This window comes from Kocuria tytonicola (genome assembly GCF_003687175.1).
Lineage (GTDB): Bacteria > Actinomycetota > Actinomycetes > Actinomycetales > Micrococcaceae > Kocuria > Kocuria tytonicola.
The window spans coordinates 1,634,196-1,660,353 of record NZ_RDEX01000001.1 but is presented as its reverse complement, the minus strand read 5'-3'; the positions used below and the strand labels follow the sequence as shown (position 1 = coordinate 1,660,353).

The 26,158-nt window shown below is 70.1% G+C and carries 18 protein-coding genes; 8 read left to right on the top strand and 10 right to left on the bottom strand.

Going from position 1 to position 26,158, the window contains the following annotated elements; genetic code table 11:
- Nucleotides 1-669: 669 nt before the first annotated feature.
- A complete protein-coding gene (locus tag EAE32_RS07500) occupies nucleotides 670-1,803 on the bottom strand; it encodes a YhgE/Pip domain-containing protein (protein WP_121864639.1) in 1,134 nt (377 codons plus the stop codon).
- Between the two features lie 93 nt (nucleotides 1,804-1,896).
- Between EAE32_RS07500 and EAE32_RS07495 the strand changes: the two genes are divergently transcribed.
- The gene (locus tag EAE32_RS07495; RefSeq protein ID WP_240625186.1) at nucleotides 1,897-2,541 is read left to right on the top strand and encodes a TetR/AcrR family transcriptional regulator; all 645 of its coding nucleotides are present in this window, start codon (nucleotides 1,897-1,899) and stop codon (nucleotides 2,539-2,541) included.
- 114 nt (nucleotides 2,542-2,655) lie between these two features.
- Here EAE32_RS07495 and glgA read toward each other — a convergent pair whose 3' ends face one another.
- On the bottom strand, nucleotides 2,656-3,849 hold the full coding sequence (gene glgA, locus EAE32_RS07490; protein ID WP_121864638.1) for a glycogen synthase: 1,194 nt from the start codon (nucleotides 3,847-3,849) through the stop codon (nucleotides 2,656-2,658).
- Nucleotides 3,850-4,132: 283 nt separating this feature from the next.
- Between glgA and glgC the strand changes: the two genes are divergently transcribed.
- The 4 genes from glgC (at nucleotide 4,133) to EAE32_RS07470 (ending at nucleotide 11,263) form a co-directional block, all read left to right on the top strand.
- The gene (gene glgC / locus EAE32_RS07485) at nucleotides 4,133-5,377 is read left to right on the top strand and encodes a glucose-1-phosphate adenylyltransferase (RefSeq protein ID WP_121864637.1); all 1,245 of its coding nucleotides are present in this window, start codon (nucleotides 4,133-4,135) and stop codon (nucleotides 5,375-5,377) included.
- 63 nt (nucleotides 5,378-5,440) lie between these two features.
- On the top strand, nucleotides 5,441-8,140 hold the full coding sequence (pepN, locus tag EAE32_RS07480; protein ID WP_121864636.1) for an aminopeptidase N: 2,700 nt from the start codon (nucleotides 5,441-5,443) through the stop codon (nucleotides 8,138-8,140).
- 115 nt (nucleotides 8,141-8,255) lie between these two features.
- On the top strand, nucleotides 8,256-9,548 hold the full coding sequence (locus EAE32_RS07475) for a hypothetical protein (protein ID WP_121864635.1): 1,293 nt from the start codon (nucleotides 8,256-8,258) through the stop codon (nucleotides 9,546-9,548).
- A 17-nt stretch (nucleotides 9,549-9,565) separates the two neighbouring features.
- Entirely contained in the window at nucleotides 9,566-11,263 is a 1,698-nt protein-coding gene (locus EAE32_RS07470) for an ABC1 kinase family protein (protein ID WP_121864634.1), read from the top strand.
- Nucleotides 11,264-11,302: 39 nt separating this feature from the next.
- Here EAE32_RS07470 and EAE32_RS07465 read toward each other — a convergent pair whose 3' ends face one another.
- Nucleotides 11,303-12,070: a hypothetical protein gene (locus tag EAE32_RS07465; RefSeq protein WP_121864633.1), complete on the bottom strand. Its 768-nt coding sequence runs from the start codon at nucleotides 12,068-12,070 to the stop codon at nucleotides 11,303-11,305.
- 504 nt (nucleotides 12,071-12,574) lie between these two features.
- Here EAE32_RS07465 and EAE32_RS07460 point away from each other — a divergent pair.
- Nucleotides 12,575-13,924: a UDP-glucose dehydrogenase family protein gene (locus EAE32_RS07460; RefSeq protein WP_121864632.1), complete on the top strand. Its 1,350-nt coding sequence runs from the start codon at nucleotides 12,575-12,577 to the stop codon at nucleotides 13,922-13,924.
- Nucleotides 13,925-14,369: 445 nt separating this feature from the next.
- Here EAE32_RS07460 and EAE32_RS07450 read toward each other — a convergent pair whose 3' ends face one another.
- A complete protein-coding gene (locus EAE32_RS07450; protein ID WP_121864842.1) occupies nucleotides 14,370-15,404 on the bottom strand; it encodes an LCP family protein in 1,035 nt (344 codons plus the stop codon).
- 145 nt (nucleotides 15,405-15,549) lie between these two features.
- Nucleotides 15,550-16,614 carry a lipoate-protein ligase LplAB gene (lplAB, locus tag EAE32_RS07445; protein ID WP_121864631.1) on the bottom strand — a complete coding sequence of 355 codons (1,065 nt, stop codon included), beginning with the start codon at nucleotides 16,612-16,614 and terminating at the stop codon, nucleotides 15,550-15,552.
- Between the two features lie 309 nt (nucleotides 16,615-16,923).
- Between lplAB and EAE32_RS07440 the strand changes: the two genes are divergently transcribed.
- A complete protein-coding gene (locus tag EAE32_RS07440) occupies nucleotides 16,924-17,184 on the top strand; it encodes a type B 50S ribosomal protein L31 (protein ID WP_055083062.1) in 261 nt (86 codons plus the stop codon).
- A gap of 422 nt (nucleotides 17,185-17,606) precedes the next feature.
- On the top strand, nucleotides 17,607-19,577 hold the full coding sequence (locus tag EAE32_RS07435) for a S8 family serine peptidase (protein ID WP_243635622.1): 1,971 nt from the start codon (nucleotides 17,607-17,609) through the stop codon (nucleotides 19,575-19,577).
- A gap of 222 nt (nucleotides 19,578-19,799) precedes the next feature.
- On the opposite strand, the gene EAE32_RS07430 is transcribed toward EAE32_RS07435, so the two are convergent.
- From EAE32_RS07430 to EAE32_RS07410, 5 genes are all read right to left on the bottom strand, one after another.
- Nucleotides 19,800-20,627 carry a TrmH family RNA methyltransferase gene (locus tag EAE32_RS07430; protein WP_121864629.1) on the bottom strand — a complete coding sequence of 276 codons (828 nt, stop codon included), beginning with the start codon at nucleotides 20,625-20,627 and terminating at the stop codon, nucleotides 19,800-19,802.
- A 103-nt stretch (nucleotides 20,628-20,730) separates the two neighbouring features.
- A complete protein-coding gene (locus EAE32_RS07425) occupies nucleotides 20,731-21,636 on the bottom strand; it encodes a sulfite exporter TauE/SafE family protein (protein WP_121846783.1) in 906 nt (301 codons plus the stop codon).
- A gap of 9 nt (nucleotides 21,637-21,645) precedes the next feature.
- The gene (locus EAE32_RS07420; RefSeq protein WP_121864628.1) at nucleotides 21,646-22,428 is read right to left on the bottom strand and encodes an ABC transporter ATP-binding protein; all 783 of its coding nucleotides are present in this window, start codon (nucleotides 22,426-22,428) and stop codon (nucleotides 21,646-21,648) included.
- A gap of 120 nt (nucleotides 22,429-22,548) precedes the next feature.
- The gene (gene serB / locus EAE32_RS07415) at nucleotides 22,549-23,478 is read right to left on the bottom strand and encodes a phosphoserine phosphatase SerB (RefSeq protein WP_121864627.1); all 930 of its coding nucleotides are present in this window, start codon (nucleotides 23,476-23,478) and stop codon (nucleotides 22,549-22,551) included.
- A 55-nt stretch (nucleotides 23,479-23,533) separates the two neighbouring features.
- On the bottom strand, nucleotides 23,534-25,819 hold the full coding sequence (locus EAE32_RS07410) for an MMPL family transporter (protein ID WP_341537797.1): 2,286 nt from the start codon (nucleotides 25,817-25,819) through the stop codon (nucleotides 23,534-23,536).
- Between the last annotated feature and the right edge of the window lie 339 nt (nucleotides 25,820-26,158).

Below are 26,158 nucleotides of genomic sequence, written 5' to 3'. Positions count from 1 at the left end.
TTATCGCGCCCTCTACATGAACTCTGACTTTAAAGTCAAGGTAAAAATCTCGAGTCGGTATGCGTTGTTGAGAACGTCTGGCCGGCTTGGATGGTGGGCCTGGAGGAAGGGGGTGCAAGATGCCACGGTCCGCGGGTGGTCGGTTCCCGGCGGAGCTGCGGCCCCGCATCGGGTCTGAACCAGGTTTTGTACCAGTCCGGACACGAGGGGATGGCCGGGGTGCGAACCTGCGAAGCGAACCGTCGCACGGTACCCGCCTGGGAGGCCTCCGCCGTGCGACCTTCAGCACCTCGCGTGTCTGGAATGAGCAGGAGCAGGGAACGGACCGTCCAGGGACGCGACCCCTGAAAGTCGCTTGAGAACAAGGGGTGGTTGGTGGCAAATCCTGACACCCCCGTGTAACCACGTGACCGATAATGTACATTATGTAAACTATGCGGGGCGAGGCGCTACGGGCCGCCCGTGTGCGCCTCCCCGGCCGTGTAGCCCGTGGCGGTCCGCGCGGCCAGGCCTTTCTGCCCCGCTCTCGGGCTGACCTCACCGGCTGCCGGCTCCTGTGCCTCCCCGGCGGTGCGCTCCGGCTCCGGGACGAGCTTCTCCGGTGGCGGACCGCGCACATCCCGTCCGGGTGCTCCGGTGCGGGGTGCGCGCGGTCCGCCGCTCGATCCGTCAGGCCTCCGCGGGCTGGGCCTGCCTCGGGGCCTCCGGCTTGCCGGTGAGCGAGGACTCGTTGCGGTGGTGACCCAGGAACGTGAGGACGACGCCCAGGGCGAGCCACCCGATCAGCGCCCAGATCTGCGCGGCGATGTTGGCCTCCGGGAAGTACGAGAGGTCACGCAGCACCATTCCGGACAGACCCGGCACGAGCCACTGCCCGATCTCCCCGAACGGCGGCAGGATGAACTCCTTGGGTGAGGTCAGGGCCGAGATCGGGTTGCCGATGAACATGGTCAGGACGGCTCCCACGGCCAGGCCGGCGCGCCCGATCAGTGAGCTCAGGCCCACGATCACGGACGCCGTGGCCGCGATGCCCAGTCCGATGGCCGCCCAGTTGGCGAAGAAGTTGGCCTGCAGGATGCCGAACAGCCCCTGCAGGATGGCCGCCAGGACGAAGCCGCCGAGCACACCGTAGAGACCGAGCGCCAGCAGGTGCTTGCGCACGCCGGTCACCAGGGTGGAGATGAGGATGCCGCCGATCATTCCCCCCATGGTCAGGGGCAGTCCCGCTATGGCCAGCCCGCTCCCCCGCGGATCGTCCTCGGACAGTGGCACCACGTCCGTGGTCTTCACGGTGGGCGGTGTTCCAGCCTGCTGCTGCGAACCCTGCTGCGCCAGCCCCGCCATGCCGGCCGGGCCCTTGGCCAGTGCGCCCTTGATCTTCTCGAGCGCCTGCGTGGTGCCCTCGATGACCTTCTGGTCGATGCCGCGCTGCATGGTCGTCCCCACCGTGGTCAGCATCTGCGACGCCACGGGGCTGGCCGCGCTGGCCGTGAGGATCTCGGGCTGGGATCCGAGGACGATGCCGCCGTACACCTCGCGCGTCCTGATGCCGTTGAGCACGTCCTCGCGATCGGCCACCGGGTGCAGGTCCAGCAGGTTGTCGGGCATCTTCTCCGTGACGGCGTCGATCTGGTCCTGGGTCCCCACCACCGCGACCGGCAGATTTTCCGTCCTGGAGGTGGCCGTGGGCCAGGCGAACGCCAGCAGGACGATCGACACCACTGCCGTGGCGATGAGCGCGGCCTTGATGCTCTTGAGCCAGTCCGGGCGCTGCCGGGGTTCTGGGGTCCTCACGTGAGACATGCGCGTCTCCTCTCACAAAGAATGAATGTTCTTGGAAAGTGTGGACCTCGTCCGGTACCCTGTCAAGAACGGTCATTCGTTTTGGAGGTTGATGTGCCCAAGGTCACTGAAGAGCACAGGGAGCAGATGCGGCGCCGGATCCAGGAGGCCGCCCTGGCGTGCATCGGACGCAAAGGGTTCTCCGCGGTGTCCATGGCGGACATCATTGCGGAGTCGGGGCTCTCCGCCGGCGCCGTGTACGTCTACTACAGGAGCAAGGACGAGCTCTTCCTGGATGCCAGCCGCGGTGTCATGCGGGACCGGCTCGGGACGCTGGGTGCGCTGCACTCCCGGCGCCCGCTCCCCCATCCGGCACGCGCCCTGGCGCTGGTGGTGGAAGACATTCCGGAGCGCGGGACGTTTCCGGGCCTACCGGTGCAGGTGTGGGGCGAGGCGGTGCGCCGTCCGGAGCTGCAGACCTCGGCCCGCGGCATCCTGGCGGAAGCCGCGTCCCACCTGCGTCGCTACCTCGCCGCGTGGCTGGCCGAGGAACGGGGGCTGCCTGAGGACGACGCCGCTCGGGCGGCCGAGCGGCTCTGTCCCGCCTTCATCGGGCTGGTCCAGGGCTACATGGTGCAGGTGAGTCTCTCCCCCGACGCGGAAGAGACCCACGGACGCTACTTGGCCGCGGTGGAGGGCCTGCTGGAGGGGATCCTCGCGGAGATCGGCCCGCGGCAACCGGAGAGCGCCCCGCGCTGAGCTCCTGCCCGCGCCGCCTCCTCCGGTGCGGCACGAGCGGGGCGCATGACGAGAACAGGTCCCTGGAACCAGGCGGTTCCAGGGACCTGTTCACCCGAGTCAGGGTTCGTGGTCTCACAGCACGGAGCGGTAGACCTCCAGCGTCTGCTGCGCAATGGACTCCCACGAGAAGTGCTCCTCCGCGCGGTGCCGGCCGGCTTCTCCCATGCTGCGGGCGCGCTCGGGATCGGAGACCACCTCGGTGAGCGCGGCGGCGAAGTCGTCCACGAACGCCTGGGGGTCCAGGGGGGTTCCCGTGCCGTCGGAGACCTGCGCGATGGGAACGAGGCGCCCTGTCTCACCGTCCACCACGACCTCGGGGATCCCTCCGGTGGCGGATGCGACGACGGCCGCTCCGCACGCCATGGCCTCCAGGTTCACGATGCCCAGCGGCTCGTAGACGGAGGGGCAGGCGAACGCGGTGGCGTGGGAGAGGATCTGGATGACCTCCCGGCGGGGCAGCATCCTCTCGATGAGCACCACGCCATCCCGCTCGCTCCTGAGCTGGTCGATGAGGCCGTTGACCTCCGCGGCGAGCTCCGGGGTGTCCGCGGCGCCGACGCACAGCACGAGCTGGACCTCCGGCGGCAGCTGCAGGGCGGCGCGCAGCAGGTAGGGCACACCTTTCTGCCGGGTCACGCGGCCCACGAAGACCACGGAGGGGCGCGCGGGGTCGATGCCGTACTCGTCCAGCACGTCCGTGCCCTCGTCGCGGTTCCACTGGGAGACGTCGATGCCGTTGTGCACGGTGCGCACCCGCTCGGGGTCCACTGCGGGATAGGAGCGCAGGATGTCCTGGTGCATCCCTTCCGACACGGCGATGATCGCGGCGGCGGCCTCGTAGGAGGTCTGTTCGGAGAAGGAGGAGACGCGGTAGCCGCCGCCGAGCTGCTCCGACTTCCACGGCCGCAGCGGCTCGAGGGAGTGGGCGGAGAGCACATGGGGGATGTCGTACATGAGAGAGGACAGGTGCCCGCCCATGTTGGCGTACCACGTGTGGGAGTGCACCAGGTCCGCACCCGCGACGTCCTGGACCATGCTGAGGTCCACGCCGAGGGTCTGGATCGCGGCGTTGGCATCGCCCAGCTCCGCGGGCACGGGATAGGCCGTCACGCGGGCGCCGTGGAAGTCCGGATCCCGGGGCTCGCCGAAGCAGCGGACGTTGAGGTCAACGAGCGGTGCCAGCACGCGGGACAGCTCGGCCACGTGCACCCCCGCTCCCCCGTAGATGGCGGGCGGGAACTCTTTGCTCAGGATGTCTACTCGCACAGGGCGAGCGTACTGCACCCGGCGGCGGTGCCCCAGGCCTGCGAGCGCCCGGGCCGGGCCCGGGCGCTCGTGGAGGGGGGCGTGGCGGTGGGGCGGCGGCGTCGTGGGGTGGGGAGGGCGAGCGGCACGGTGGTGTGGTGCGGCGGGGAGACTTCCGGCGCAACGTGGGGAGATATTGCGTGCGGCCCGGGCCTGTGGGGGACAATGACGGGTGAGACCAGTCACCGTCGACGCCGCACCGCGGCCCGCGGGGTCGGACGCCCCGAGAAGTGGAGAGCCACCCATGTCACGCCAGAAGAAGGTCCTCGCCATCGTGTTGGCCGGCGGCGAGGGCAAGCGCCTCATGCCGCTCACCGAGGACCGTGCCAAGCCTGCCGTGCCGTTCGCGGGCGGCTACCGCCTGATCGACTTCGCGCTGTCCAACCTGGTGAACTCCGGTTATCTGCAGATCGTGGTGCTCACCCAGTACAAGTCCCACTCGCTGGACCGCCACCTGTCCGAGACGTGGCGGCTGTCCACCCAGCTGGGCAACTACGTGACCTCCGTGCCCGCGCAGCAGCGCCGCGGCAAGGACTGGTTCCTGGGTTCGGCCAACGCCATCTACCAGTCCATGAACCTGATCGACGACGCCGATCCGGACATCGTGGTGGTTGTGGGTGCGGACCATGTGTACCGGATGGACTTCGCGGACATGGTGGAGCGGCACATCGCCTCCGGCGCCAAGGCCACGGTGGCCGGGGTGCGTCAGCCGATGGCCACCGTGAAGTCCTTCGGTGTGATCGAGACGGACCCGCAGGACCCCACCCGGATCACGCGCTTCGTGGAGAAGCCGGACACCACCGCTCCCCTGCCGGACGACCCCGACTCGTTCCTGGCGTCCATGGGCAACTACGTGTTCGACCGGGACGCCCTGGTGGAGGCCCTGCGCACGGACAACGAGAAGGCGGACACCCAGCACGACATGGGCGGGGACATCATGCCCTACTTCGCGCAGCGCGGTGAGGCCGTGGTGTACGACTTCACGCACAACGACGTCCCGGGCTCCACCGAGCGGGACCGGCAGTACTGGCGGGACGTGGGCACCCTGGACTCCTACTACGACTCCCACATGGACCTGATCCGTCCGTTGCCCGTGTTCAACCTCTACAACTACGACTGGCCCATCTACACCCACCAGATCATGGCCCCGCCGGCCAGGACCGTGCGCGGGCCCAACGGGCAGGCCGGCGTGGCCTTCGACTCCATCGTCTCCCCCGGTGTCCTCATCACGGGTGGGCACGTGGGCTCCTCGGTGCTCTCCCCCAAGGTCAAGGTGGAGCACGACGCCCGCGTGACGGAGTCCGTGCTCATGCAGAACGTGCAGATCGGCGCGGGGGCGACCGTGCACCGTTGCATCCTGGACAAGAACGTGGTGGTCCCCCCGGGGTTCACCGTGGGTCTGGACCGGGAGCAGGACCTTGCCCGCGGGCTCACGGTCACGGACTCCGGTCTCACGATCGCCCCGAAGAACTACCGCTTCGAGAAGTAGACGCACGGAGGGGCGGTGTCGCCGTGTGACCGGCGACACCGCGCCCGTGCCTACACTGGGGGCATGGGAGCCAGCCTGACGAGAGAAGAAGCAGCCACACGCGCGGAGCAGATCCGTGTGGAGGACTACCGGGTCACGGTGGACCTGTCCGGGGCGGAGGATCCCGCGAACACCACCTTCGGCTCCGAGGTGACGGTGCGGTTCACCGCCGAGGAGGGCGCGGAGACGTTCATCGACTTCATCCACGAGTCCGTCTCCAGCGTGGAGCTCAACGGCGAGGTCCTGGACGTGGACGACGTCGTGGAGGGCTCCCGGATCCGGCTCCCGGAGCTGGGCCAGGCCAACGAGCTGCGCGTGGTGGGCCGCGCGCTGTACTCCCGCTCGGGTGAGGGACTGCACCGCTACATCGACCCGCAGGACGGGGAGGTGTACATCTACACCCAGTACGAACCCGCGGACTGCCGCCGCGTGTTCGCGGTCTTCGAGCAGCCGGACCTCAAGGCGGTGTACCGATTCACGGTGATCACCCCCGCGCCGTGGCTCGCGGCGTCCAACGGGGAGCTGCTGAGCTCGGAGGCCACGGATTCGTGCGACGTCCCGGGTTCGGTGACCCACGAGTTCGCCCCCACGCAGCGGATCTCCAGCTACATCACCACCATCCTGGCCGGGCCCTACACGCGCGTCACGGACGAGTGGTCCGGCACGGGTTCCCAGGGTGAGGCCCTGACCGTTCCCCTGGCGCTGTACTGCCGCCGGGCGCTCGCGGAGCACATGGACGCCGAGGAGCTGTTCGCCCTCACCAAGCAGGGCCTGGACTTCTTCCCGCAGCTGTTCGGGGTGGCCTACCCGTGGGGCAAGTACGAGCAGGCGTTCGTGCCGGAGTACAACCTGGGGGCCATGGAGAACCCGGGAATGGTCACGTTCACGGAGGACTATCTCTTCCCCTCCGGCGCCACGCGGGCTCAGCTGGCGGGGCGTGCCAACACCCTCATGCACGAGATGTCCCACATGTGGTTCGGGGACCTGGTGACCATGCGTTGGTGGGACGACCTCTGGCTCAAGGAGTCCTTCGCGGAGTTCATGGGCGCGTACGCGTGCGTCCACGCCACGCAGTACACCGATGCCTGGGTCACGTTCGCCCTGGCCCGCAAGGAGTGGGCGTACCGGCAGGACCAGCTGCCCACCACCCACCCGGTCGTCGCGGACATCGTGGACCTCGAGGCCGCGCGCCAGAACTTCGACGGCATCACCTACGCCAAGGGCGCCTCGGTGCTCAAGCAGCTGGTCGCGTTCGTGGGGGAGGACGCCTTCATGGACGCGTGCCGCGCCTACTTCCGCCGCTTCGCGTTCGGCAACACGGACCTGGACGACTTCCTGGGCGTGCTGGACGAGGCGTGCGACCACGACGTCCGTGCCTGGGCGGACCTGTGGCTGCGCACCACGGGCGTCCCGGTCCTGGCCGTCACCGCGCCGGACGACGACGCCGCGCAGCCCGTCCGCGCGTCCCTCACCCAGGACGCCTCTCCCCTGCGCCCCCACGTGCTGACCGCGGGCAGCTATGCCCGGGAACTCGGCGGGGAGGCCGTGGTGAAGACCGCGCGTGTGGAGGTCCGCGTCCCGGCGGAGCCCGGAACCACGGAGCTGGCGGGCCTGGCGCCGAGGTCCGGGCCCGGTGGCACCCGTGGGGTGGGCGCGTCCTCCGGTGAGGGCCCCGACGGTTCGGACACCTCGGAGCCCTCCGAGGGCGCCGGAGCGGTGCTGCTGCTCAACGACACCGACCTCACCTACTGCCTGGCCCACCCGGACCCACGGTCCCTGGCTGGGCTCGTGGAGATCGTGGGAGACATTGCGGACCCGCTGGCCCGCGCCGTCGCCCACTCGCAGCTGTGGGCCGCGGTGCGGGACGGGCGGCTGTGCCCCCGCGAGTACGTGCTCATGGTGGCCCGCCGCTGCACCGCGGAGACCCACGCCGCCATCCTCACCACCGTGCTGGACCACGCCCGTCAGGCGCTGGGCCAGTACGTCCCGGTCACGTACCGGACCACCGTGCGGCGCACGCTGCTGGACGCCCTCGGCGCCTCCATGCTGGCGGCGGAACCCGGTTCCGACGCCCAGCTGATTCTCGCCCGGGCCTTTGCCCGCGAGGCCGCCCGGGACGGCAAGTACGCGCGCCCCATCCAGGAGTGGCTCGGTGGAGCGCAGTCGGTGCCTGGGCTGCAGCTCACCCCGCAGCTGCGCTGGACCATGCTCACCGCCGTGACCGCCACCGGCCACAGCACCGTGTCCGCGCTGGAGCGCGAGCACGCGCAGGACCCCACCCGTGACGGTCACCTGGGCTACCTGGAGGCGGCGGCCGCCATGCGCTCGGACCGTTCCAAGGAGCAGGCGTGGGAGCGGATCGTCTCCGGCACGCTCTCCAACGACGAGCTCAGTGCCACGGTCTCCGGGTTCCAGCTCGCGGCCCCCGCGGTGCTGCACCGCTACGAGGACTCGTACTTCGAGCACCTCTCGGGGTGGTGGGCCGGGCACTCGATGGAGATCGCCACCCGCATGGTCCGCGGACTGTACCCGCGCGCGGTGGACGCGCAGGCGGCGTCGTCGGACCCTGCTGCCGCGGCCGCGGAGCACCCCGTGGTGCGCGCCACCCGGGACTGGCTCGGGCAGAACGCGGACGCCCCCGCAGCCCTGCGGCGCATCGTCACGGAGCTCGGGGACGACGCCGAGCGGGCCGTGCGGCTGCAGGTGATGTGCCTGTCCCGGTGAGCTCCGCGCGCCCGGTGTCCACACACCGGATGAACGTCGATGCACACGGATCAACGGATAGCATGAGAGGCGATGCTGCGGCGGAGCACCCGCCAGCGTGACAGCGAGGGAGAACATGACCGATTACGCGCTCAACGACCGGGGGTCCTTGGACGTCGTCACCGAGAACTTCTACGACGCCGAGATCATGCGGGTGTTCGGTGGTCTCTCCGCGGGTCGTGCGCAGAGCTGGGACGGGATGGCGACGCTCGTCCCCGAACCGGACAACCCCTTCGACCCCCGCACCGTCTCCGTGCGCGTGGGAGAGAACAAGGTGGCGCACCTGCCCTCCGAGGACGCGCACCGGTACTGGCACCCGCTCGCGCGCGTGATCGCCTCGGGCTACAAGCCCGTGGTTCCGCTGCACCTGGAGGCCGAGCTGCTGCGCCAGGACGGCCAGGCGGAGGTGGCCGCCCGGGCGGTCATCGACATCGCTCCCCCGGACCTGCTGTTCCCCCTCAACACGGCGCCCGCGCAGGCCGCCGTGCTGCCCCAGGGCTCCTCCATCAAGGTGCTGGACGAGCAGGACTTCGCCGAGTACCTGCACTCGATCGTCCCCGCGTCCGGGGAGGGCCGGGTGATCCTCACCCTCGAGGTCAACAAGGTGCGCAACTCCCACGGCGTCACCGTGGACACCGTGGACGTGCTGTACGAGCGCAAGCAGGTGGGGCGGCTCTCCACGCAGATGTCCCAGCAGTTCATCCCGATCATCAACCACGCCTTCGAGCACGATCTCCTCACCGCGGTGTGGGGCACCATCCGCGGCTCGTCCTTCGAGGTCTCCATGACCCTGCAGGCCGCGCGTGCCGCCGAGGTCCCCGCGCAGTGGTTCACGGAGCTGCCGAACGACGTCCCCGAGCTGCTCCCGGACGCCGAGGAGTTCGAGGTGCCCCCGGCCTACGTGGCCGTGGAGTCCGACCGCGGGCGCAACGCCAGGAAGTGGCGCCGTGGGTTCTCCGCAGCGCACCCCGAGACCCCCGCCTCCGCCTCCGGCTCCAGCTCCGCGGCCGCCCGCGGATTCGCCGCACGGCTGCGCGGTGACGCCGGGCGCACCGAGGCGCCGCGGGCGGCGACCGCCACCGCGCTCGACGATGCCGCCCCCGTCCGCGGTGGCGGCTCGCCCACCGGGGCGGCCCCCGTTCCGGAGCGCACCGGAGAGGTGCAGAGCGGTGCCCCGGCCCCCGGCGGGGCGGTGTCGCGCCTGGTGAGCGGGCTGCGGCCCGTGGTGACCGCGCTGCTGGTGCTCACCGTGGTCCTGGTGCTCCTGGGAATCATCATGCTGGGTGTGGAACCATTGGTCACCACGCTCGTCCTGATCGTGGCCGTGGCCACCGGATTCATGGCCATGTACCTCCACAGAACGCTGTAAGGGGTTCTTGCACCCGTATGATTTCCCGCCGCGAACGGTTCCTGCAGATCATCGAGGTCCTCACCAAGCACGGCTTCGGATTCGCCCTGGGTGGGCTGAAGCCGCAGTGGCGGGCTCCGCTGGCGCGGGTGAAGCTCATCGACCCGCAGACCATCCACTCCCAGCCGGAGCACCTGCGGATGGCCCTGGAGGAACTGGGGCCCACGTTCGTCAAGCTCGGCCAGCTGGCCTCCACCCGCCCCGACCTGCTGCCGCCGGGCTACTCCGAGGAGCTGCTCAAGCTCCAGGACCACACCCCGCCCATTCCCGTGGAGCAGATCCGCGCGATGATCGAGGCGGAGCCGGACTCCCAGGCGGAGGAGATCCTCACGCACATGGACCCGGACCCCGTGGCCACCGGCTCCATCGGCCAGGCGCACGCCGCCACCTTCCAGGGCCACCAGGTGATCGTCAAGGTGCGCCGCCCGGGAGTCACGGACGAGGTGAACCGGGACCTGGAGATCCTGCAGGACATGGCCAAGTGGGTCTCCCGGTACTGGGTGGCCGCCCAGGACTACGACCTCGAGGGCGTGGTGGAGGAGTTCAGCACCTCCCTGCGGGACGAGCTGGACTTCCTGCAGGAGGCCCGGAACTCGCAGCGCATGGCAGAGAACTTCACGGGCCACCCGCAGATCCACATCCCGCAGATCTACTGGGAGGCCACCACCTCCCGGGTGCTCACCATGGAGCGGATGTTCGGTGTCAAGATCAACGACTATCCCGCGCTCGAGGCGGAGGGGATCAACCGCCACCTGCTGGCCAGGGAGGCCACGGACGCCATCTGCAAGATGGTGTTCGAGGACGGGTTCTTCCACGCGGACCCGCACCCCGGGAACCTGTTCGTGGAGCCGGACGGCCGGATCGCGATCATCGACTTCGGCATGGTGGGCAACCTCACCGAGGATTTCCGGGACCACCTGATCACACTGCTGCTGGGCGTGGTGCAGAACAACCCGAGGCGGGCGGCCACCGGGCTGCTGGGCCTCACGGACAGCGGGCAGCACGACGTCTCCAAGCGTGAGATCGAGAAGGACGTGGCGGTCATGATGCGCCGCTACGCCAACAAGCCCCTGGAAGAGGTGCGAGTGGGCGCCCTCATGGCGGACCTGATCTCCGTGCTGCGCCACCACAAGCTGCAGCTGCCCCGCCAGTCCGCCCTGCTGCTGCGGATGCTCGTCACCGCGGAGTCCATGGGCACGGGCCTGGACCCGAAGTTTGACCTGGTCTCCTCGGTGCAGCCGTACGCGGAACGGTTCATCATCCACCGGCTCTCCCCCGAGATGCTGCTGAACCGCCTGCGCTCCACCGTGGAGGACGCGGTGCAGATGGGCGTGGACGTGCCCGAGTACGTGCGGCGGCTCATCGTGGTGCTCGAGCGCGGCGGCTTCGACGTGCACCTGCGCACGGACGAACTCGACCCGCTCGTGAAGTCCGGCGCGAAGATCGGCCACCACGTGGTGGCCGGCGGGGTGATCGCCGCGACGATCAACGGCACGGCGCACATCATCGCCTCGGACCCCGATCGGTGGAAGAAGTACCACACGCCGCTGATCGTGGGGGGCATGTCCACGGTGGGGGTGCTCAGTGGCTACCTGGCAGTGTCCTCCAATGTGGACCGGGTGCGCAGCGTGGCGCGGATCCTGCGCGGGAACCGTCAGAAGCGCACGGTCCGCTGAGCGCGGTCCCGGCAGACGGCCGCCAGTGCACCCACCGGGTCAGAGCTGCTCCCACACCGTGAACGAGTTGCTGGGCCGAGGCTTGCTGGACCACTGCGCAGAACGGGACTCATCCACCCGGGCGCGGGCCTGTTCCAGCGACCTCAGGTCCAGGGGCAGCTGAGCGCCGTCCGCGAAGTCCCGCAGGGGCCTGCTGGTCGGGATCACGGTGCGCCGCATGTGCTGCACTCCGGGTACCTGCTTGGTGAGCGTGCAGTAGGCCACGCCCGGTTGCTTCTGGTTGGCCACGAGCACTCGAAGGATCTCCACCCCCTCCGGGGAGAGCAGCAGCTCCATCAGCTGCGCCTCCAGGGCCAGGACGGCGGTGCCACCCTGCACGACCTCGTAGTACGGACCGTAGGCACCGTCCACGAACCGCACCTCGGCGTCGGGGTGGTTGGCCAGGAAGCAGCCCACCTCTCCGAGCCCGATCAGGACTTCCGTGAAGGAGTCCAGGATGCCCACAGCCAGCAGCTGGTTCTTGACCGCCGCCCGGCCACGCAGCCTGTTCTGGCGCCGCTTGATGGCACGGATCTCGATCTCGAACGCGGACGGCCCCAACTGCATGATGGTGAAGTCCTGCTCGTACTCTTCCAGAACGTTGTCCGCAGTGCCGAGGATGTGACCGGCGAGCAGTTGCAGACCGGTGAAGCTCTCCCGCATCTGTGCCTGCGGCAGGGGGAGCTGGAGTCCCCGCTCGTCCGTGTAGGTGGCCAGCACCGGGATGCGGGCTCTGCCGGTGGGTGTCGCTGCGGAACGTGCTGCCACAGTGCTCTCCTCGAACTGCCCCGAAAATCGTATTCAATGATGCGCCACCTCATGTGTAGCGCAGAATGTCGGGGAATTCCCGAGGGCGGCACCGTGATTCCCGGGCGTTTATGCAACGGTCAACCTGCATTCATATGCACATAGTGTAGGCCACCTATCCACCGGGCATTATGACTACTGACAAGTACTTCTGTGGTCTCTAAGGGGGACAGGACCGCCCAGTAGCTTGCTCCTCCTTCCGGCCGAGACAGGAGGTTGCGGGTACCTCTTTCGACGAGGAGCGACGGACGCGGCGTGGGCTCGACGACTCCCGCTCGGCGCCACGGCAACGGCGGCGAGACGCCCCGAGCGCGTATCCTGAGGGACGCGAGTACCGTGACGACAAGCCCGCGCCCCGCCCTCTAGGCATCAGGCTCCTGGGGCGGCGCCGTGGGTGCGGCACAAGCGCCAATATCCAGTTCTGGTTGCCCAGGCTGCTCATCTCGACGGAAGGATTCCCCCACAATGCGCATGACGGTGATCGGCACCGGCTATCTCGGGGCCACCCACGCGGTCGCCATGGCCGAACTCGGCCACGAGGTGCTCGGCGTGGACGTGGACCAGGCGAAGATAGATCTTCTCGCCTCCGGCCACGTCCCGTTCCACGAACCCGGTCTGCCCGAGCTGTTGCGCAAACACGTCGCCAGCGGGGCCGTCCGGTTCACGACATCCTATGAGGAGGCCGGTCGTTTCGGGGACGTCCATTTCATCGGTGTCGGCACACCGCAGCAGCACAACGGCAATGCTGCAGACATGAGCTACGTGGACTCGGCAGTGGAACAGATATCCCTCGCCGCCACCCATGATTGCGTCATCGCGGGAAAGTCCACTGTGCCAGTGGGGTCGGCGCAGCGGCTGCAGCATCTGGCGCGCTCCTCCGCCCGTGAGGGCGTGGCCGTGGATCTGGTCTGGAACCCCGAATTTCTGCGGGAGGGTCATGCGGTGGATGACACCCTTCGCCCGGATCGCATGGTGCTGGGACTTGAGCACGACGACACGGGACACCCGACAATTGCCGCGCGGGAGGCCGAAGCGGTGATGCGGGAGGTCTACGCCCAGCAACTTGTGGCGCGCACGCCGCTCATTGTGACCGACTACCAGACGGCCGAACTGGTGAAGGTGGCCGCCAACAGCTTCTTGGCCACCAAGATCAGCTTCATCAACGCGCTCTCCGAGATCACCGAGGCGGTGGGGGGTGACATTCGAACGCTGGCAGACGCGATCGGCATGGACGACCGCATCGGTCGCAAGTTCCTTAACGCGGGCGTCGGTTTCGGCGGCGGTTGCCTCCCCAAGGACATTCGCGCCCTGCGGGCAAGGTCCGCAGAACTCGGTCTTGACCAGTCCCTGCGCTTTCTCGCGGAGGTGGACGACATCAACAGCCGCCGGCGCGAGTACACGGTTCAGCTGACGATGAACGAGTGCGGCGGCTCTTTGAGCGGCTCGCGTGTGGGGGTGCTGGGTGCCACGTTCAAGCCGGAGTCGGACGACGTCCGGGACTCTCCGGCTCTCGACATCGCTGCGCGACTTCACTCCATGGGTGCCGACGTCCGATTGCATGATCCGCAAGGCAATGCGAACGCCGCGAAACGATACCCACGGTTGGAGTACGTGGACTCGGCCGAGGAAGCTGTGACCGGGGCGGAGGTGATCCTGCTGCTGACGGAGTGGCAGCAGTTCCGCGACCTAGATCCGGTGCGGACCGCTGAGCTGGTGGCGCGTCGAACCATCATCGACGGTCGAAATGTCCTCGACCCCGAGGAGTGGATGGGAGCGGGCTGGCGCTACCTGGCCCTCGGCCGACGCCCCATGTGACCGGGTCGACCGCGGCGGCAGCCCCCACGTACCCCCGGTTTCCGTGGCGAGCTGAGGATGACGAGGTCGGGCAGGAGGATGCGCTCCCGACCGACCTCTCTTCCGCAGCTCCCCAGTCCCACAAACGGGAGCGTGGCGGTGTCGCGCTACTGACCGCGCCACGGGGCCCAGGTAACGCGCCACCCGAGCAGGCCTGCACCCACCTGCGCTTGGGGGCTCTGCTCCACCCGTTGCGTCATGACCACGGAACGCAACCCAGGGCGCTTCACCCCGACCAGCGGGAGACGCGAATCGCCCGAGTCTATGACAGTGAGCACGCCCACCGGAACGCGATCGGGGTCCGGGTGAACCACGACAACTATCATCGGCCCCAGACCGCGTGTTCTGATCAGCCCCCGGCCACCGAGGTCCGCACCCGAGTGGCCAACATCATGACCTCATACACCTAATTCTGCCGGGCGGCCTTCTTCGCGTACTGGTCCAGGGTGCCGTCGGAGATGGCCTTGCCGATCTCCTTCATGGCCGCCTCGTCCGCCACGATGATGGACTGCCCGTCCGCGGAGGTCCCCACGCCCTTGTTGGGCACGGTGAACATGTGGATGTCGCTGCTGCCCAGGCCCACGAGCTTCGGGGCCTGCTGGGCGATCCACCCGGCGGTGAGGCCGTCACTGACCGTGAGGTACGGGGAGATGGTCTTGACCACCTCGTTGAGCTTCACCGGGTTGGTCAGGGTGCCCGCGCTGACCAGTTCGTCGATCAAACCCTCGAGGTACGCCCGCTGGTTGCGCACCCGCTGGTAGTCCCCGTCCTGGAACGCGTAGCGCTCGCGCACGAACGTGAGGGCCTGCTCCCCGTCCATCTTCTGGGGCCCGGCCTCGTAGTGCTTGCCCTCACGGGTGGTGAAGGCCACGGGAACGTCCACCGTGACCCCGCCGAGGGCGTTGGTGAGCCCCTCGAAGCCGGCGAAGTCCACCAGGGCCACCTCGTCCACGCGGGTGTCGAAGTTCTCCTCGATGGTGCTCACCATGGTGGGCATCCCGCCCTGGTCCAGGGCCGCGTTGATCTTGGCCTCACCCACCCCGGGAATGTTGACCCAGGTGTCGCGCATGATGGACATCACGTACATCTGCCCTCCGTCTGCGGGGATGTGCAGCAGCATGACGGAGTCCGCGCGGGAGCCCGTGACTCCCGGGTCCACACCATCGGGGCGCTTGTCGGAACCCAGCAGCAGGACGGTGGTGCCACTGTCCTCCGCCGAGCCCTTGGCGGGGCGCCCGGCCTCTTCCGGGAACGCGTTCTGCAGGTTCTGGGCGCCGTTGTCGAAGTTGCGGCCGATGTTCCACACGAACACCCCTGCCACCACAGCCACGACCACCAGGAGCGAGAGCAGGACCAGGATGATGTTGCGCCCGGTGAGCTTCTTCCTCCGGGGTCTGGGCTGCTCTGCCTCGTACTCGCGGTCGAACTCGTTCTGGTCCATGGACACGTGGCACTCCGGGGCTGGGGGGATGACGGACAGCGCGGCCGCGGCCGCACGGCGACTCCGCCGTGTGCCCGGGTCCACCGGTGCGCACCCGGGCGTGGGACGGAGTCGGCGAACCGCTGATTGCTTTCGCACATGGTACCTAGGGCACGCGGTGGGTCCACTCGTCCGTTCCGAACTTGTGCTCCACCAGGTCCCTGGCCGCAGCGAGCTCGCTGTCCGTGACCTTACCAAGCCGGGCCCCGTAGCGGTCCGTGAACGTCCTCGTCAGCGCGGCCATGACGTCCTCCCGGGCCATGCCCGTCTGGCGCCGCAGCGGATCCACCCGCTTCTTGGCCGAGCGGATCCCCTTGTCCGAGATCTTCTCCTTGCCGATCCGCAGCACCTCGGTCATCTTCTCGGCGTCGATGTCGTAGCTCATGGTCACGTGGTGGACCATCCCGCCGTTCGCGAACCGCTTCTGCGCGGCCCCGCCGATCTTGCCCTGCGGGGTGGCGATGTCGTTGAGCGGCACGTAGAACGCCTCAACGCCCAGCTCCGCGAAGCCCTGCATGACCCACGCGTCCAGGAACGGGTAGGACTCCGCGTAGCTCATTCCGTCCACGAGGGTCTGCGGCAGGTACAGGGAGTACGTGATGCAGTTGCCGGCCTCCATGAACATGGCCCCGCCCCCGGACACGCGCCGCACCACCTGCACCCCGTGGCGGCGCGCGCCCTCGGGATCCACCTCGTTGCCCACGGACTGGAAGGAGCCGATCACCACGGCGGGCTCGTCCCAGTCCCAGAAGCGCAGCGTGGGCGGCCGGTGCCCGGCGCCCACCTCACGGGCCAGCACCTCGTCCAGCGCCAGGTTCTCCAGCGTGGGGCGCACCGTCGCCGGGACCACCTCCCACTCGTGGTCCGCCCACCCCGTGGCACGGCCCAGCGCGCGGCGGACCGCGGTGGCCACGGCGCGGGCGTCGAAGCCGAACATGACCGCGTCCTGCGGCAGCGCCGCCTCCAGGCGGGCCACCAGCTCGGAGGGGGCCGTGTCCTCGTGCACACCGGTCAGCGCGCCGTTGAGGTCGGCGAGCGCCTCGTCGGGTTCCAGGAAGAAGTCCCCGTTGACGGACACGTCCGTGAGGTGGTGACCGACCACGGTCAGGTCCGCGACCACCAGTTTTCCGCCGGGGACCTTGTACTCGCCGTGTGCGCGTGCCGTGCTCATGTGCTGTCCTCCGTCTGTCGTCGCTGCTCCGGGCCGGTCCCGCCCGTTCTGGGCCGTCTCGGCTGGAACGGGCGGCGCCCGAGGCTGTGTGCTGCTCCCGTGCGGGGAGCCGAACGGCCCGACGACGCCGCCCCGGTCCTGTGCCACCTCGATGGTAAGCACGGCGCGGTCGAGGTGGGGCCGCGTCCCCGGTCGACCTGCAGGGCGCCGGGGCGTATCATGGTGCGTTGGTGTGCCCACTTCTGGGTGCACCGCATCCGAGCAACGCCGTGCCTGGCAAAATCCAGGCACCTACAGAAGGTTGACACCATGAAGGCTGACATCCACCCGGACTACCACCCGGTCCTCTTCCGCGACCTCGCCTCCGGCAAGGTCGTGCTCACTCGTTCTACCGCCACCTCCTCCAAGACGGAGACGTGGGAGGACGGCAACGAGTACCCGATCATCGAGGTCGAGATCTCCTCCGAGTCCCACCCGTTCTACACGGGCAAGCAGCGCATCATGGACTCCGCCGGCCGCGTGGAGCGCTTCAACCAGCGTTTCGCGAACTTCGGGAAGTCCTCCAAGTAGCACCGGCTCTTCCCGTCACGCCCGGTCCACCCTCACGGTGGGCCGGGCGTTTCTCGTGCCCGGGCCTCGCCGGCCGGTGGACGGTGGCTGGTGGACGCTGGCTGGTGGGCGGGACGCTCGGAACCGGTGCAGGGCCCGGCGCCGAGCCCGGAGTCGCCGTTGCGGGCACCGCCCCCGCGGGACGGGCCACGAGCCCGCTCCACCCGCCCGGTTGGCGACACCTGCCCGCAGACCGTCACCGTTTCGTGATCTTGCCCCTAGGATGAGACTGGCTCTTGTTCCCCCCCCCAGGCCCCGGCACACCCCCTGATCCCGTGCCGTGGCCACGAAAGGTCCCCCCCTCCATGACACTGCGACGTTCCCGCACGCGCTGCGCGCGCCATACTCCCCCCGTTCCGTCCAGCTCCGTTTCCTCCGGGTCGATGTCCCTCGCGGCACCGGCCCACGACGCCGCCGCGGCGCGGCCCCGGAACGTGCTGGGCGCCGTCGTCCGCAGGTCCTGCCTGCCCCTGGCCGTGACGACGGCCCTGGTGCTCACGGCGCAGCCTGCCGCCGCCGCGCCCGCGGAGGCGGCGCCCGACACGCCCGCGACCACGGTCCCCTCGGACCCGCCCACGGAGACCGACCGGGTGATCGTGAAGTTCAAGGACACCGCGGCGCCCGAGACCACCAAGGAGAAGGTGGTGGAGACCGCCGCGGAGGACGCCCTGGACGGGGCCCGCGCCCCGGAGGCCACCGAGCACGTGAAGACCACCGCGGGGCAGGCGGACGTGATCAAGCTGGACCGTGAGCTGGACGAGGGCGAGCAGAAGAAGGTGCTCTCCGAGATCCAGGCGGACCCGGCGGTGGAGTACGCGGAGGCGGACCGGCTCGCCACCACCTCCTGGGTGCCCAACGACACCTACACGAACTTCCAGTGGAGCCTGTGGCCCAACCAGGGTGGTGTGGACTTCACGAGCGCGTGGGACCTCTCCCGCGGCAACGGCCAGACCATCGCGGTGCTGGACACCGGCATCACCTCCCACGGGGACCTGAACTCCAAGGTGGTCCCCGGGCGGGACTTCATCAACGACACGGACCTCTCCCGGGACGGCAACTACCGGGACGCCAATCCCCAGGACGAGGGCGACTGGAGCGGCGCCGGGGAGTGCTCCCCCGCCGCCCGCCCCTCGTCCTGGCACGGCACGCACGTGGCCGGGCTCGCGGCGGGCGTCACCCAGAACGGCGCCGGGATCTCCGGTGCGGCCCCGGGGGCGAAGATCCAGCCCGTGCGCGTGCTCGGCAAGTGCACCAACGGCTGGGTCTCGGACATCGCCGACGGCGTTGCCTGGGCCGCGGGAGCTCCCGTCGACGGTCAGCCCGCGAACCCGAAACCGTCCAGCGTGGTCAACCTGTCCCTGAACTACCCCGGCGAGTGCGGCTGGACCATGCAGAACGCCATCAACACGGCCGTGAACCGCAGGGTTCCCGTGGTGGTGGCCGCCGGGAACTCCGCCGTCAACGCGGGCGGGACCGCACCGGCGAACTGCGAGAACACCATCGTGGTGGGTGCCTCGGACAACAACGGCAACACCGCGGGCTACTCCAACACGGGTGCCGTGGTGGATGTCCTGGCGCCCGGTGGGACCGGACAGTTCCCCATGCTCTCCACCGTCAACGCCGGGACCACCCGGCCCGCCGGTGCCACCTACGGCAACATGTACGGCACCTCCATGGCCACTCCGCTGGTCTCCGGGACCGTGGCGCTCATGAAGCAGCGGGACCCGGCGATCACCCCCGCGCGGGTGGAGCAGATCCTCACGTCCACCGCGAGCGGGCGGCTGGGCTCCCTCAACCTGAACCCCGCAGCCGCCGTGCGTGCGGTGGCGCCCACGAGCTTCAGCGCCTCCGGCGGCATCGGCGCCGCCTGGCGAGCCACCGGCGGCGCCGCCAGGTGGGGCAACCCCGTGATGAACGAGGCGAACGCCGCCGACGGCGGTCGCTACCAGGAGTTCGTGAAGAACGGCCGAAAGGTCACCATCTACTGGCACCGCAGCACCGGGGCGCACATCGTGGAGAACGGCACCGTGGTGGGCAAGAAGTTCATCTCCGGAGGCCGGGAGCGCGGCTACGGCTTCCCCAGCACAGATGAGATGCGGGTCAAGGGCGGGGCCTACCAGGTCCACCGCAAGGGTGCGTCGGTGACCAAGGTGCTGTGGAGCCCCGCCACCGGCGCCCACGCGGTCAAGGAGACCGGGGCCATCGGCGGCGCGTGGAAGCGCGCGGGCTACGAGAAGGGCTGGGGCTGGCCCACCACCGAGGAGTACCGCTCCGGTGGAGAGGTCCAGCAGAAGTTCTCCAACGGCGTGACCGCCCACTGGACCTCCCAGCGCGGGGTGTGGACCACGCGCTGAGTGCTCTCACGGGCCAGAACGCCCGCTGACACGCCGAAGGGCGGCTCCCCGTGCGGGGAGCCGCCCTTCGGCATTCGCACGCACCGGACGACGCCGCCGCGCCCGCCCTCCCGCGGGGGCGGCCCTGCCCGCGGGAGCACCCGTCCCAACGGACATCGACCCGACAGAGCCCGTCCTTGCCCGGAGCAGCCACGGGGCGTCCCCTTGCAGGGCGGGCGCGCTTCAGCGCGGGCGCGTCTCCCAGAACGCCACGGCGCTCGCCGCGGCCACGTTCAGGGAGTCCACCCCGTGGCTCATGGGGATCACCACGTGGCGGTCCGCGCGGTGCAGGGTGGCCGCGCCCAGCCCCTGGCCCTCGGTGCCCAGGATCAGGGCGAGCTTCTCCGGCTGCTCCTGGGCCAGCGCGTCCACGGTCACGGCGTCCTCGCTCAGGGCCAGTGCGGCGGTGAGGAACCCGGCGTCCTTCACCCGTTGCAGGTCCGCGGTCCAGTGCTCCAGGCGCACCCACGGGACTTGGAACACCGTGCCCATGGACACCCGCACCGCACGCCGGTAGAGCGGGTCCGCGCAGCGCGGGGTGACGAGCACGGCATCGACGTCCAGAGCGGCGGCGGAGCGGAAGATCGCCCCCACGTTCGTGTGGTCCACGATGTCCTCCAGGACCGCCACCCGGCGGGACGCCGCGAGCACCTCGTCCAGGTCCAGCGGATCCGGCCGGTGCATGGCCGCCATGGCGCCGCGGTGCAGGTGGAAGCCGGTGATCCGCTCGAGCACGTCGTCCGAGCCCACGTACACGGGCACGTCGAAACGCTCCAGCACGTCCGCGAGGCCGTCGAGCCACTTCTCGGCCATGAAGAACGAGCGTGGGCGGTGCCCGGCGTCCAGGGCACGGCGCAGCACCTTGGAGGACTCCGCCAGGTACAGCCCGCGCTCGGGTTCGAGCTTCCGGCGCAGGGACACGTCCGTGAGGCTCGTGTAGTCGGCCACGCGAGGGTCGGCGGGATCGGTGAGGCGCACGATGCGCCCGGACAGCGGTGCGGGTGAGGTCACGGGATGGTCCTGGGGTGGAGGGACGGGGTGGAAGGGAGCGGGTGTCCGGCGCCGGTGCCGGCGGCACCGAGGTCGAGCCACGGTACCGGCCTGCGGGCAGCGCTCAGAGCAGCTTGGAGACCATGTTCGCCAGCGCCACCAGGCCCAGGACCACGATCACGGTGCGCAGCGCCACCGGGGACATCTTCTTGCCGATCTTCGCCCCCAGCCACGAGCCCACCGTGGAGCTCAGGGCGATGAGCAGCACGACCCACCAGTTGATGCGGTCGAACGCGAGCAGCACGTAGGAGAGGGCCGCCACGATGTTGACGGCCGCCACGAGCGCGTTCTTCACGGCGTTCGCGGACTGCAGCGGTGCGAGCAGGAACACACCCAGGATGCCCACGAGCAGCACGCCCTGCGCCGCCACGAAGTACCCGCCGTAGATCCCGGCGAGGAACACGAGCACGTACAGGATGGCAGGCTGCTTCGAACCGTCCACCTGCGGGGACGACGCCGCCACGCCCGCTTCGCCGGGGACGGCGTCGTCGGCCGCCGTGGCCGGGGAGGGGCCCTGGCGCTCCTTGCGGGCGCGCACCACGGCCTGCAGCCGCGGCTGGAACACCACGAAGGCCAGCGCGACCACGATCAGGACCGGGGCGACCACCTCGAAGACCTCTTCGGGCAGGTGCAGCAGCAGAGCGGCGCCGATCACGCCGCCCGCGACCGAGCACGGCAGCAGCTTGAGTAGCGTGCGCCGCAGACCGCGCAGCTCGCTGCGGTAGCTCCACGCGCCCGTGAGGTTGCCTGCGATCAGGCCCATCGCGTTGGACATGGACGCCGTGACCGGGGGGACGCCCATGGTCACGAGCACGGGGAAGGTCACCAGGGTTCCGGACCCGACGATGGTGTTGATGGTGCCGGCCCACAGCCCGGCCACCAGGATGAGCAGAACCTGCCACCACTCGAATCCCACGGCGCCCCCGGCACCGAAGACCTGGGCGGGCACGGCCGAGGACAGCGCGATCATGCGGGCGGCTCAGCGGGCGAACGCGGCGTAGCGGTCCGCGACCTTCACGAGCTTCAAGGGCATGTCGAACGTCTCGGAGAGGTTCTTCTGGGTCATCACCCGGCCCACCGGCCCCGCGGCCACGATCCGCCCCTCGCGCAGCAGCAGCGCGTGCGTGAAGCCGTCAGGGACCTCCTCGAGGTGGTGGGTGACCATGACCATGGCCGGGGAGGCCTCGTCCCGGGCGAGCTCGTCCAGGCGCTGCACGAGCTTCTCGCGCCCGCCCACGTCCAGGCCCGCAGCGGGCTCGTCCAGCAGCAGCAGCTCCGGATCCGTCATCAGGGCCCGGGCGATCAGCACGCGCTTGCGCTCCCCCTCGGACAGGGTGCCGTACCTGCGGTCCCTCAGTTCCGAGAGGCCCCACGCGTCCAGGAGCTCCTCGGCGCGCTGGACGTCGGCGTCGTCGTACTCCTCGCGCCACCGGCCGGTGACGCCGTACGCGGCCGTGAGCACCACGTTCGCCACGGACTCGGCGTGCGGGATCTGGCCCGCGAGCGGAGCGGAGCTGACACCGATGCGCGGGCGCAGCTCGAAGACGTCCACCGCACCCAGGATCTCGTCCAGGATGTCCACCATCCCCCGGGTGGGGTGCATGCGGGCGGCCGCGATCGACAGCAGCGTGGACTTGCCCGCGCCGTTGGGGCCCAGGATCACCCAGCGCTCGCCGTCCCGCACCGTCCAGTTCACGTCATCCAGCAGGGTCTTCTCCCCGCGCACCACCGTGACGTCCACCAATTCCAGCACTGAACTCATGACGGCAACTCTAGTGCCCCGCGGGGGTCCGTTCCCGCTGCGGCGCACCGTGCCCGGGGACGCCGGGGGCGCGCGAGGTGGTGAGGGATCGGGGCGTCGTGCGCGCGGGGATCCGGGCGGTCACAGCCCCATCAAGAAGCGCAGCGCGTCCAGGTTGGGGATGGACAGCTGGGTGTCCGCCACCTCGCGCAGCGCGGGCTTTGCGCGGTACGCCACCGAGAGACCGGCCACGCGGGCGAGGTCGATGTCGTTGGCGCCGTCCCCCACGACCATCACGTCCTGCGGGGCCACGCCGAGCTCGGCCGCCCACCCCGTGGCGAGCTCCGCCTTGGCCGCGCGGTCCACGACGCGGCCGGTCACCCGGCCCGTGAGCCGACCGTCCACGATCTCCAGGGTGTTGGCGGCCGCCCGGGTGAGGTCCAGGGAGGCGGCGAGGGGCTCGAGCACCTGCTGGAAGCCGCCCGAGACGGCGGCCACCGCGTGGCCCTCACGCAGCAGGGTGCGTACGAGGGTCTGGGCCCCCGGCGAGAGCCGCACGGCGTCCACGACGTCGTCGACCACGGTGGCCGGCAGGCCCTCGAGCACTGCCACGCGCTCACGGAGGGACTCCTCGAAGTCGATCTCCCCGCGCATTGCCCGGTCCGTGACCGCGGCGACCTCCGCCTCGCGCCCCGCGTGCGCGGCGAGCAGCTCGATGACCTCGTGGCGGATCAGCGTGGAGTCCACGTCCAGGACCACCAGCTTGCGCCGCTGGTGGTCCATCCAGCGGGCGTCCACGGCGTTGAGGTCCATGCCGGGAATCACCTGCTGCAGGGGATCCGGGCGCAGCTGCCGGCGCAGCCGGGGCAGGTCCTCGGTCTCCACGTGGACGGTCAGGGCGTTGTAGCCCTCCACGTCCGCGGCCTGGTCGTCCGAGGCCGTGCCGGTGACCCGCACCCAGTTGTGGGACTCCACCACGGCGCCCGCCCGCTCCACGAGGTCCAGGACGGCCCGGGTGGCCTCCTCGTCCGGGGACACGGCAAAGGCGACAACGGCGCGGTGTGGGGACATGGCGGCAGTGTATCGGCCCCCGCGCCGCACGCACAAAGACCGCGGGGACCTGCCCTCACCTCTGCGCGCCTCCCCCGGCGCGGTGCCGACCGGGTGTCCCCACCCGGGAGGGCCACCACGAGCGCGGCCCGATGTCCAGTGCGAGGGCCGGCACGAGCAGGGACCGGACCAGGATGGTGTCCAGCAGCACACCGATCACCACGATCACCGCGAGCTGCACCAGGAACAGGATGGGCAGCACCGCGAGCGCCGCGAAGGTGGCGGCGAGGACGATGCCGGCGGAGGTGATCACACCGCCGGTGGTGACGAGCCCGGCGAGGACTCCGGCGCGGTGGCCGACCGTGGTGACCTCCTCCCGCACACGGCTCATGAGGAAGATGTTGTAGTCGATTCCCAGGGCCACGAGGAACACGAAGCTGAACAGGGGCACGGTGGGATCCGCCTGGTTGATCCCGGCGAGCTGGAACACCCCGGTGGCCAGACCCAGGGCGGCGCCGAAGGAGAGCACCGTGGTGAGGATCAGCAGCACGGGCATCAGGATGCTGCGCAACAGGACCATGAGGATCACCAGGATGACCACGAGGATCAGGGGGATGATCAGGGCACGGTCGTGCTCGGAGGCGGCCACGGTGTCCACCTGCACGGCGGTGGTGCCGCCCACCGCGGCGTCCGGGGAGACGGGGGCCAGTTCCGCCCGCAGCCGCTGGACGGTCTCCTGGGCCTCCTCGGAGTCGGAGGCGTGGGTGAGGGTGGCCTGCAGGAGCACGTCCCCGTTGCTGTCCGTGGGCTCCACCCCCGCGAACGGACCGGCCTGCGGTGCGGGGTACGGGAGCGTGCCGCTGGGAGAGTCCTTCGCGGTGAAGGCGACCGTGGCGACGTCGTCCTGCTCCGCGAGCGTGCGGGCCACCTCCTGGGCGTCCTGGCGCGGTGCAAGCACGTAGACGGGATCCCCGGAGCCGCCCGGGAAGTGGCGTTCGATGGTGGCGAGGCCGTCCCGGGCCTCGGACTTCCCGAGCACGAAGTCCGACTGCGGCACGCCACCGGCGTCCAGCTGGGTGGCTCCGAGTGCGGCGCCACCGAGCAGCACGGTGCACACGATCCACACCGCGCGGGAGCGGCGATCCACCAGGCGGGCCACGGCGGGCCACAGGCCCTTGTGCTCCTCGGGGTTCACGGCCTGCTCGTGGCTCTCGGGGTTCTCCGTGACCCGGGGCGTGCGCGGCCACAGGGCCACCCGTCCGAAGATCGCGAGCAGGGCGGGCAGCAGAGTGAGCCCGGCGAGCACCGCGAAGACGACCCCGAGCGCCGTGGCCGGGCCCACACCGCGGTTGGAGGTCAGCTGGGAGAACAGCAGGCACAGCAGCCCCGCGACCACGGTGGTGCCGGAGGCCAGCACGGCGGGAACCGTGCCCTTCCACGCGGTGCGGGTGGCCTCCCAGCGGGAGTCCGTGCGGTGCAGCGCCTCCCGGAACCGGGCCGTGTAGAGCAGCCCGTAGTCGGTGGCGGCGCCGATCACCACGATGGACATGATGCCCTGCGTCTGACCGCTGAGGTCGATCACCCCGTCCTGCGCGAGCGCGTACACCGCGAGGATCGCCCCGCACAGCGCCGCGACGCTCGTGAGCAGCACCAGGAACGGCAGGACGGGCGAGCGGTAGACGACCACCAGGATCACGAGCACCGCGATCAGCGCGACCCCGAGCAGGAGGCCGTCGATGCCCGCGAAGGCCGCGGAGAGGTCCGCCACGCGCCCCGCGGGTCCCGTCACGGCCGCGGTCAGCCCCTCGGGGGTCGTCCCCGCGAGCTCGTCCCGCAGCTGCTCCACGGTGTCCCCCGTGTCCGCGGCGGAGTCCACGAGCGCCACGACCTCCGCGGCCCTGCCGTCCTCGGACGGGATGGGCGGAGAAACCTCCAGGACGCCGGGCACGTCCTTCAGGCTCTCGGCCGCCGAGCGGATCTCCCCCTGCTGCGCCGGGGTGATGGTCTCCGGGGACTCCAGCACCACGATGGCGGGCACACCGTCCGAGTCCTGGAACTCACCCAGCCGGTCCTGCACGCGCGTGGCCTGGGAGTCCACCGGCAGGAAGTCCGCCTGCGAGTTGGAGGTCACCTCCGAGATCTTCCCGAACGTGGGCCCGCCCACCCCCATGACCCCGAGCCACACCAGGACCAGCGCCACGGGCACGAGCCAGCGCACCCAGCGGTGCCGCCCGCCCTGCTCGGGCACCTTCCGGACGGGGCGGGTCCGCGCGGGCTCGCCCTGCGCGGTGCGGGTCACCCGGGGTGTGCCCGCGGTGGCCTGCTCCCGCTCGACGGGTCGGGGGGCGGGGCTGCTCGGCACGTCTCACCTTCGGGGTCGTGGCACGGGGGTCCAGGGACAGGGGCGACCGCTCCGTGCGCCACGCACCGGCCCCGACGACGACGCCGCGGTGCCGCCTGCGCACCGCTGCTCGCCTGCCGCTCATCGTACGGCGGCGGGAGTCCTGGAACCGTGCCATGACTCCCCGCGGCAGGGACCTTATGGTCAGCGCTGCGGAGGTGGTTGCGGGGCGGTTCACCCGTTGCACCTCCCCATGCCTGGTCGGCGTCCTGTCGACGCTAGAGGGGACAGTCAGGTGACGCGCACCATGCCAGTATGTGTGAACGCAAATACATGCTCATGCAATGGTCCCGTGCCCGA

What these genes read in the sequence shown, in the direction of transcription:
- serB (WP_121864627.1), bottom strand. Translation starts at nt 23,478, where the DNA reads ATGTCCCCACACCGCGCCGTTGTCGCCTTTGCCGTGTCCCCGGACGAG.
- pepN (WP_121864636.1), top strand. Translation starts at nt 5,441, where the DNA reads ATGGGAGCCAGCCTGACGAGAGAAGAAGCAGCCACACGCGCGGAGCAG.
- EAE32_RS07435 (WP_243635622.1), top strand. Translation starts at nt 17,607, where the DNA reads ATGTCCCTCGCGGCACCGGCCCACGACGCCGCCGCGGCGCGGCCCCGG.
- lplAB (WP_121864631.1), bottom strand. Translation starts at nt 16,614, where the DNA reads ATGAGCACGGCACGCGCACACGGCGAGTACAAGGTCCCCGGCGGAAAA.
- EAE32_RS07470 (WP_121864634.1), top strand. Translation starts at nt 9,566, where the DNA reads ATGATTTCCCGCCGCGAACGGTTCCTGCAGATCATCGAGGTCCTCACC.
- EAE32_RS07450 (WP_121864842.1), bottom strand. Translation starts at nt 15,404, where the DNA reads ATGGACCAGAACGAGTTCGACCGCGAGTACGAGGCAGAGCAGCCCAGA.
- EAE32_RS07460 (WP_121864632.1), top strand. Translation starts at nt 12,575, where the DNA reads ATGCGCATGACGGTGATCGGCACCGGCTATCTCGGGGCCACCCACGCG.
- EAE32_RS07440 (WP_055083062.1), top strand. Translation starts at nt 16,924, where the DNA reads ATGAAGGCTGACATCCACCCGGACTACCACCCGGTCCTCTTCCGCGAC.
- glgC (WP_121864637.1), top strand. Translation starts at nt 4,133, where the DNA reads ATGTCACGCCAGAAGAAGGTCCTCGCCATCGTGTTGGCCGGCGGCGAG.
- EAE32_RS07420 (WP_121864628.1), bottom strand. Translation starts at nt 22,428, where the DNA reads ATGAGTTCAGTGCTGGAATTGGTGGACGTCACGGTGGTGCGCGGGGAG.
- EAE32_RS07425 (WP_121846783.1), bottom strand. Translation starts at nt 21,636, where the DNA reads ATGATCGCGCTGTCCTCGGCCGTGCCCGCCCAGGTCTTCGGTGCCGGG.
- EAE32_RS07475 (WP_121864635.1), top strand. Translation starts at nt 8,256, where the DNA reads ATGACCGATTACGCGCTCAACGACCGGGGGTCCTTGGACGTCGTCACC.
- EAE32_RS07500 (WP_121864639.1), bottom strand. Translation starts at nt 1,803, where the DNA reads ATGTCTCACGTGAGGACCCCAGAACCCCGGCAGCGCCCGGACTGGCTC.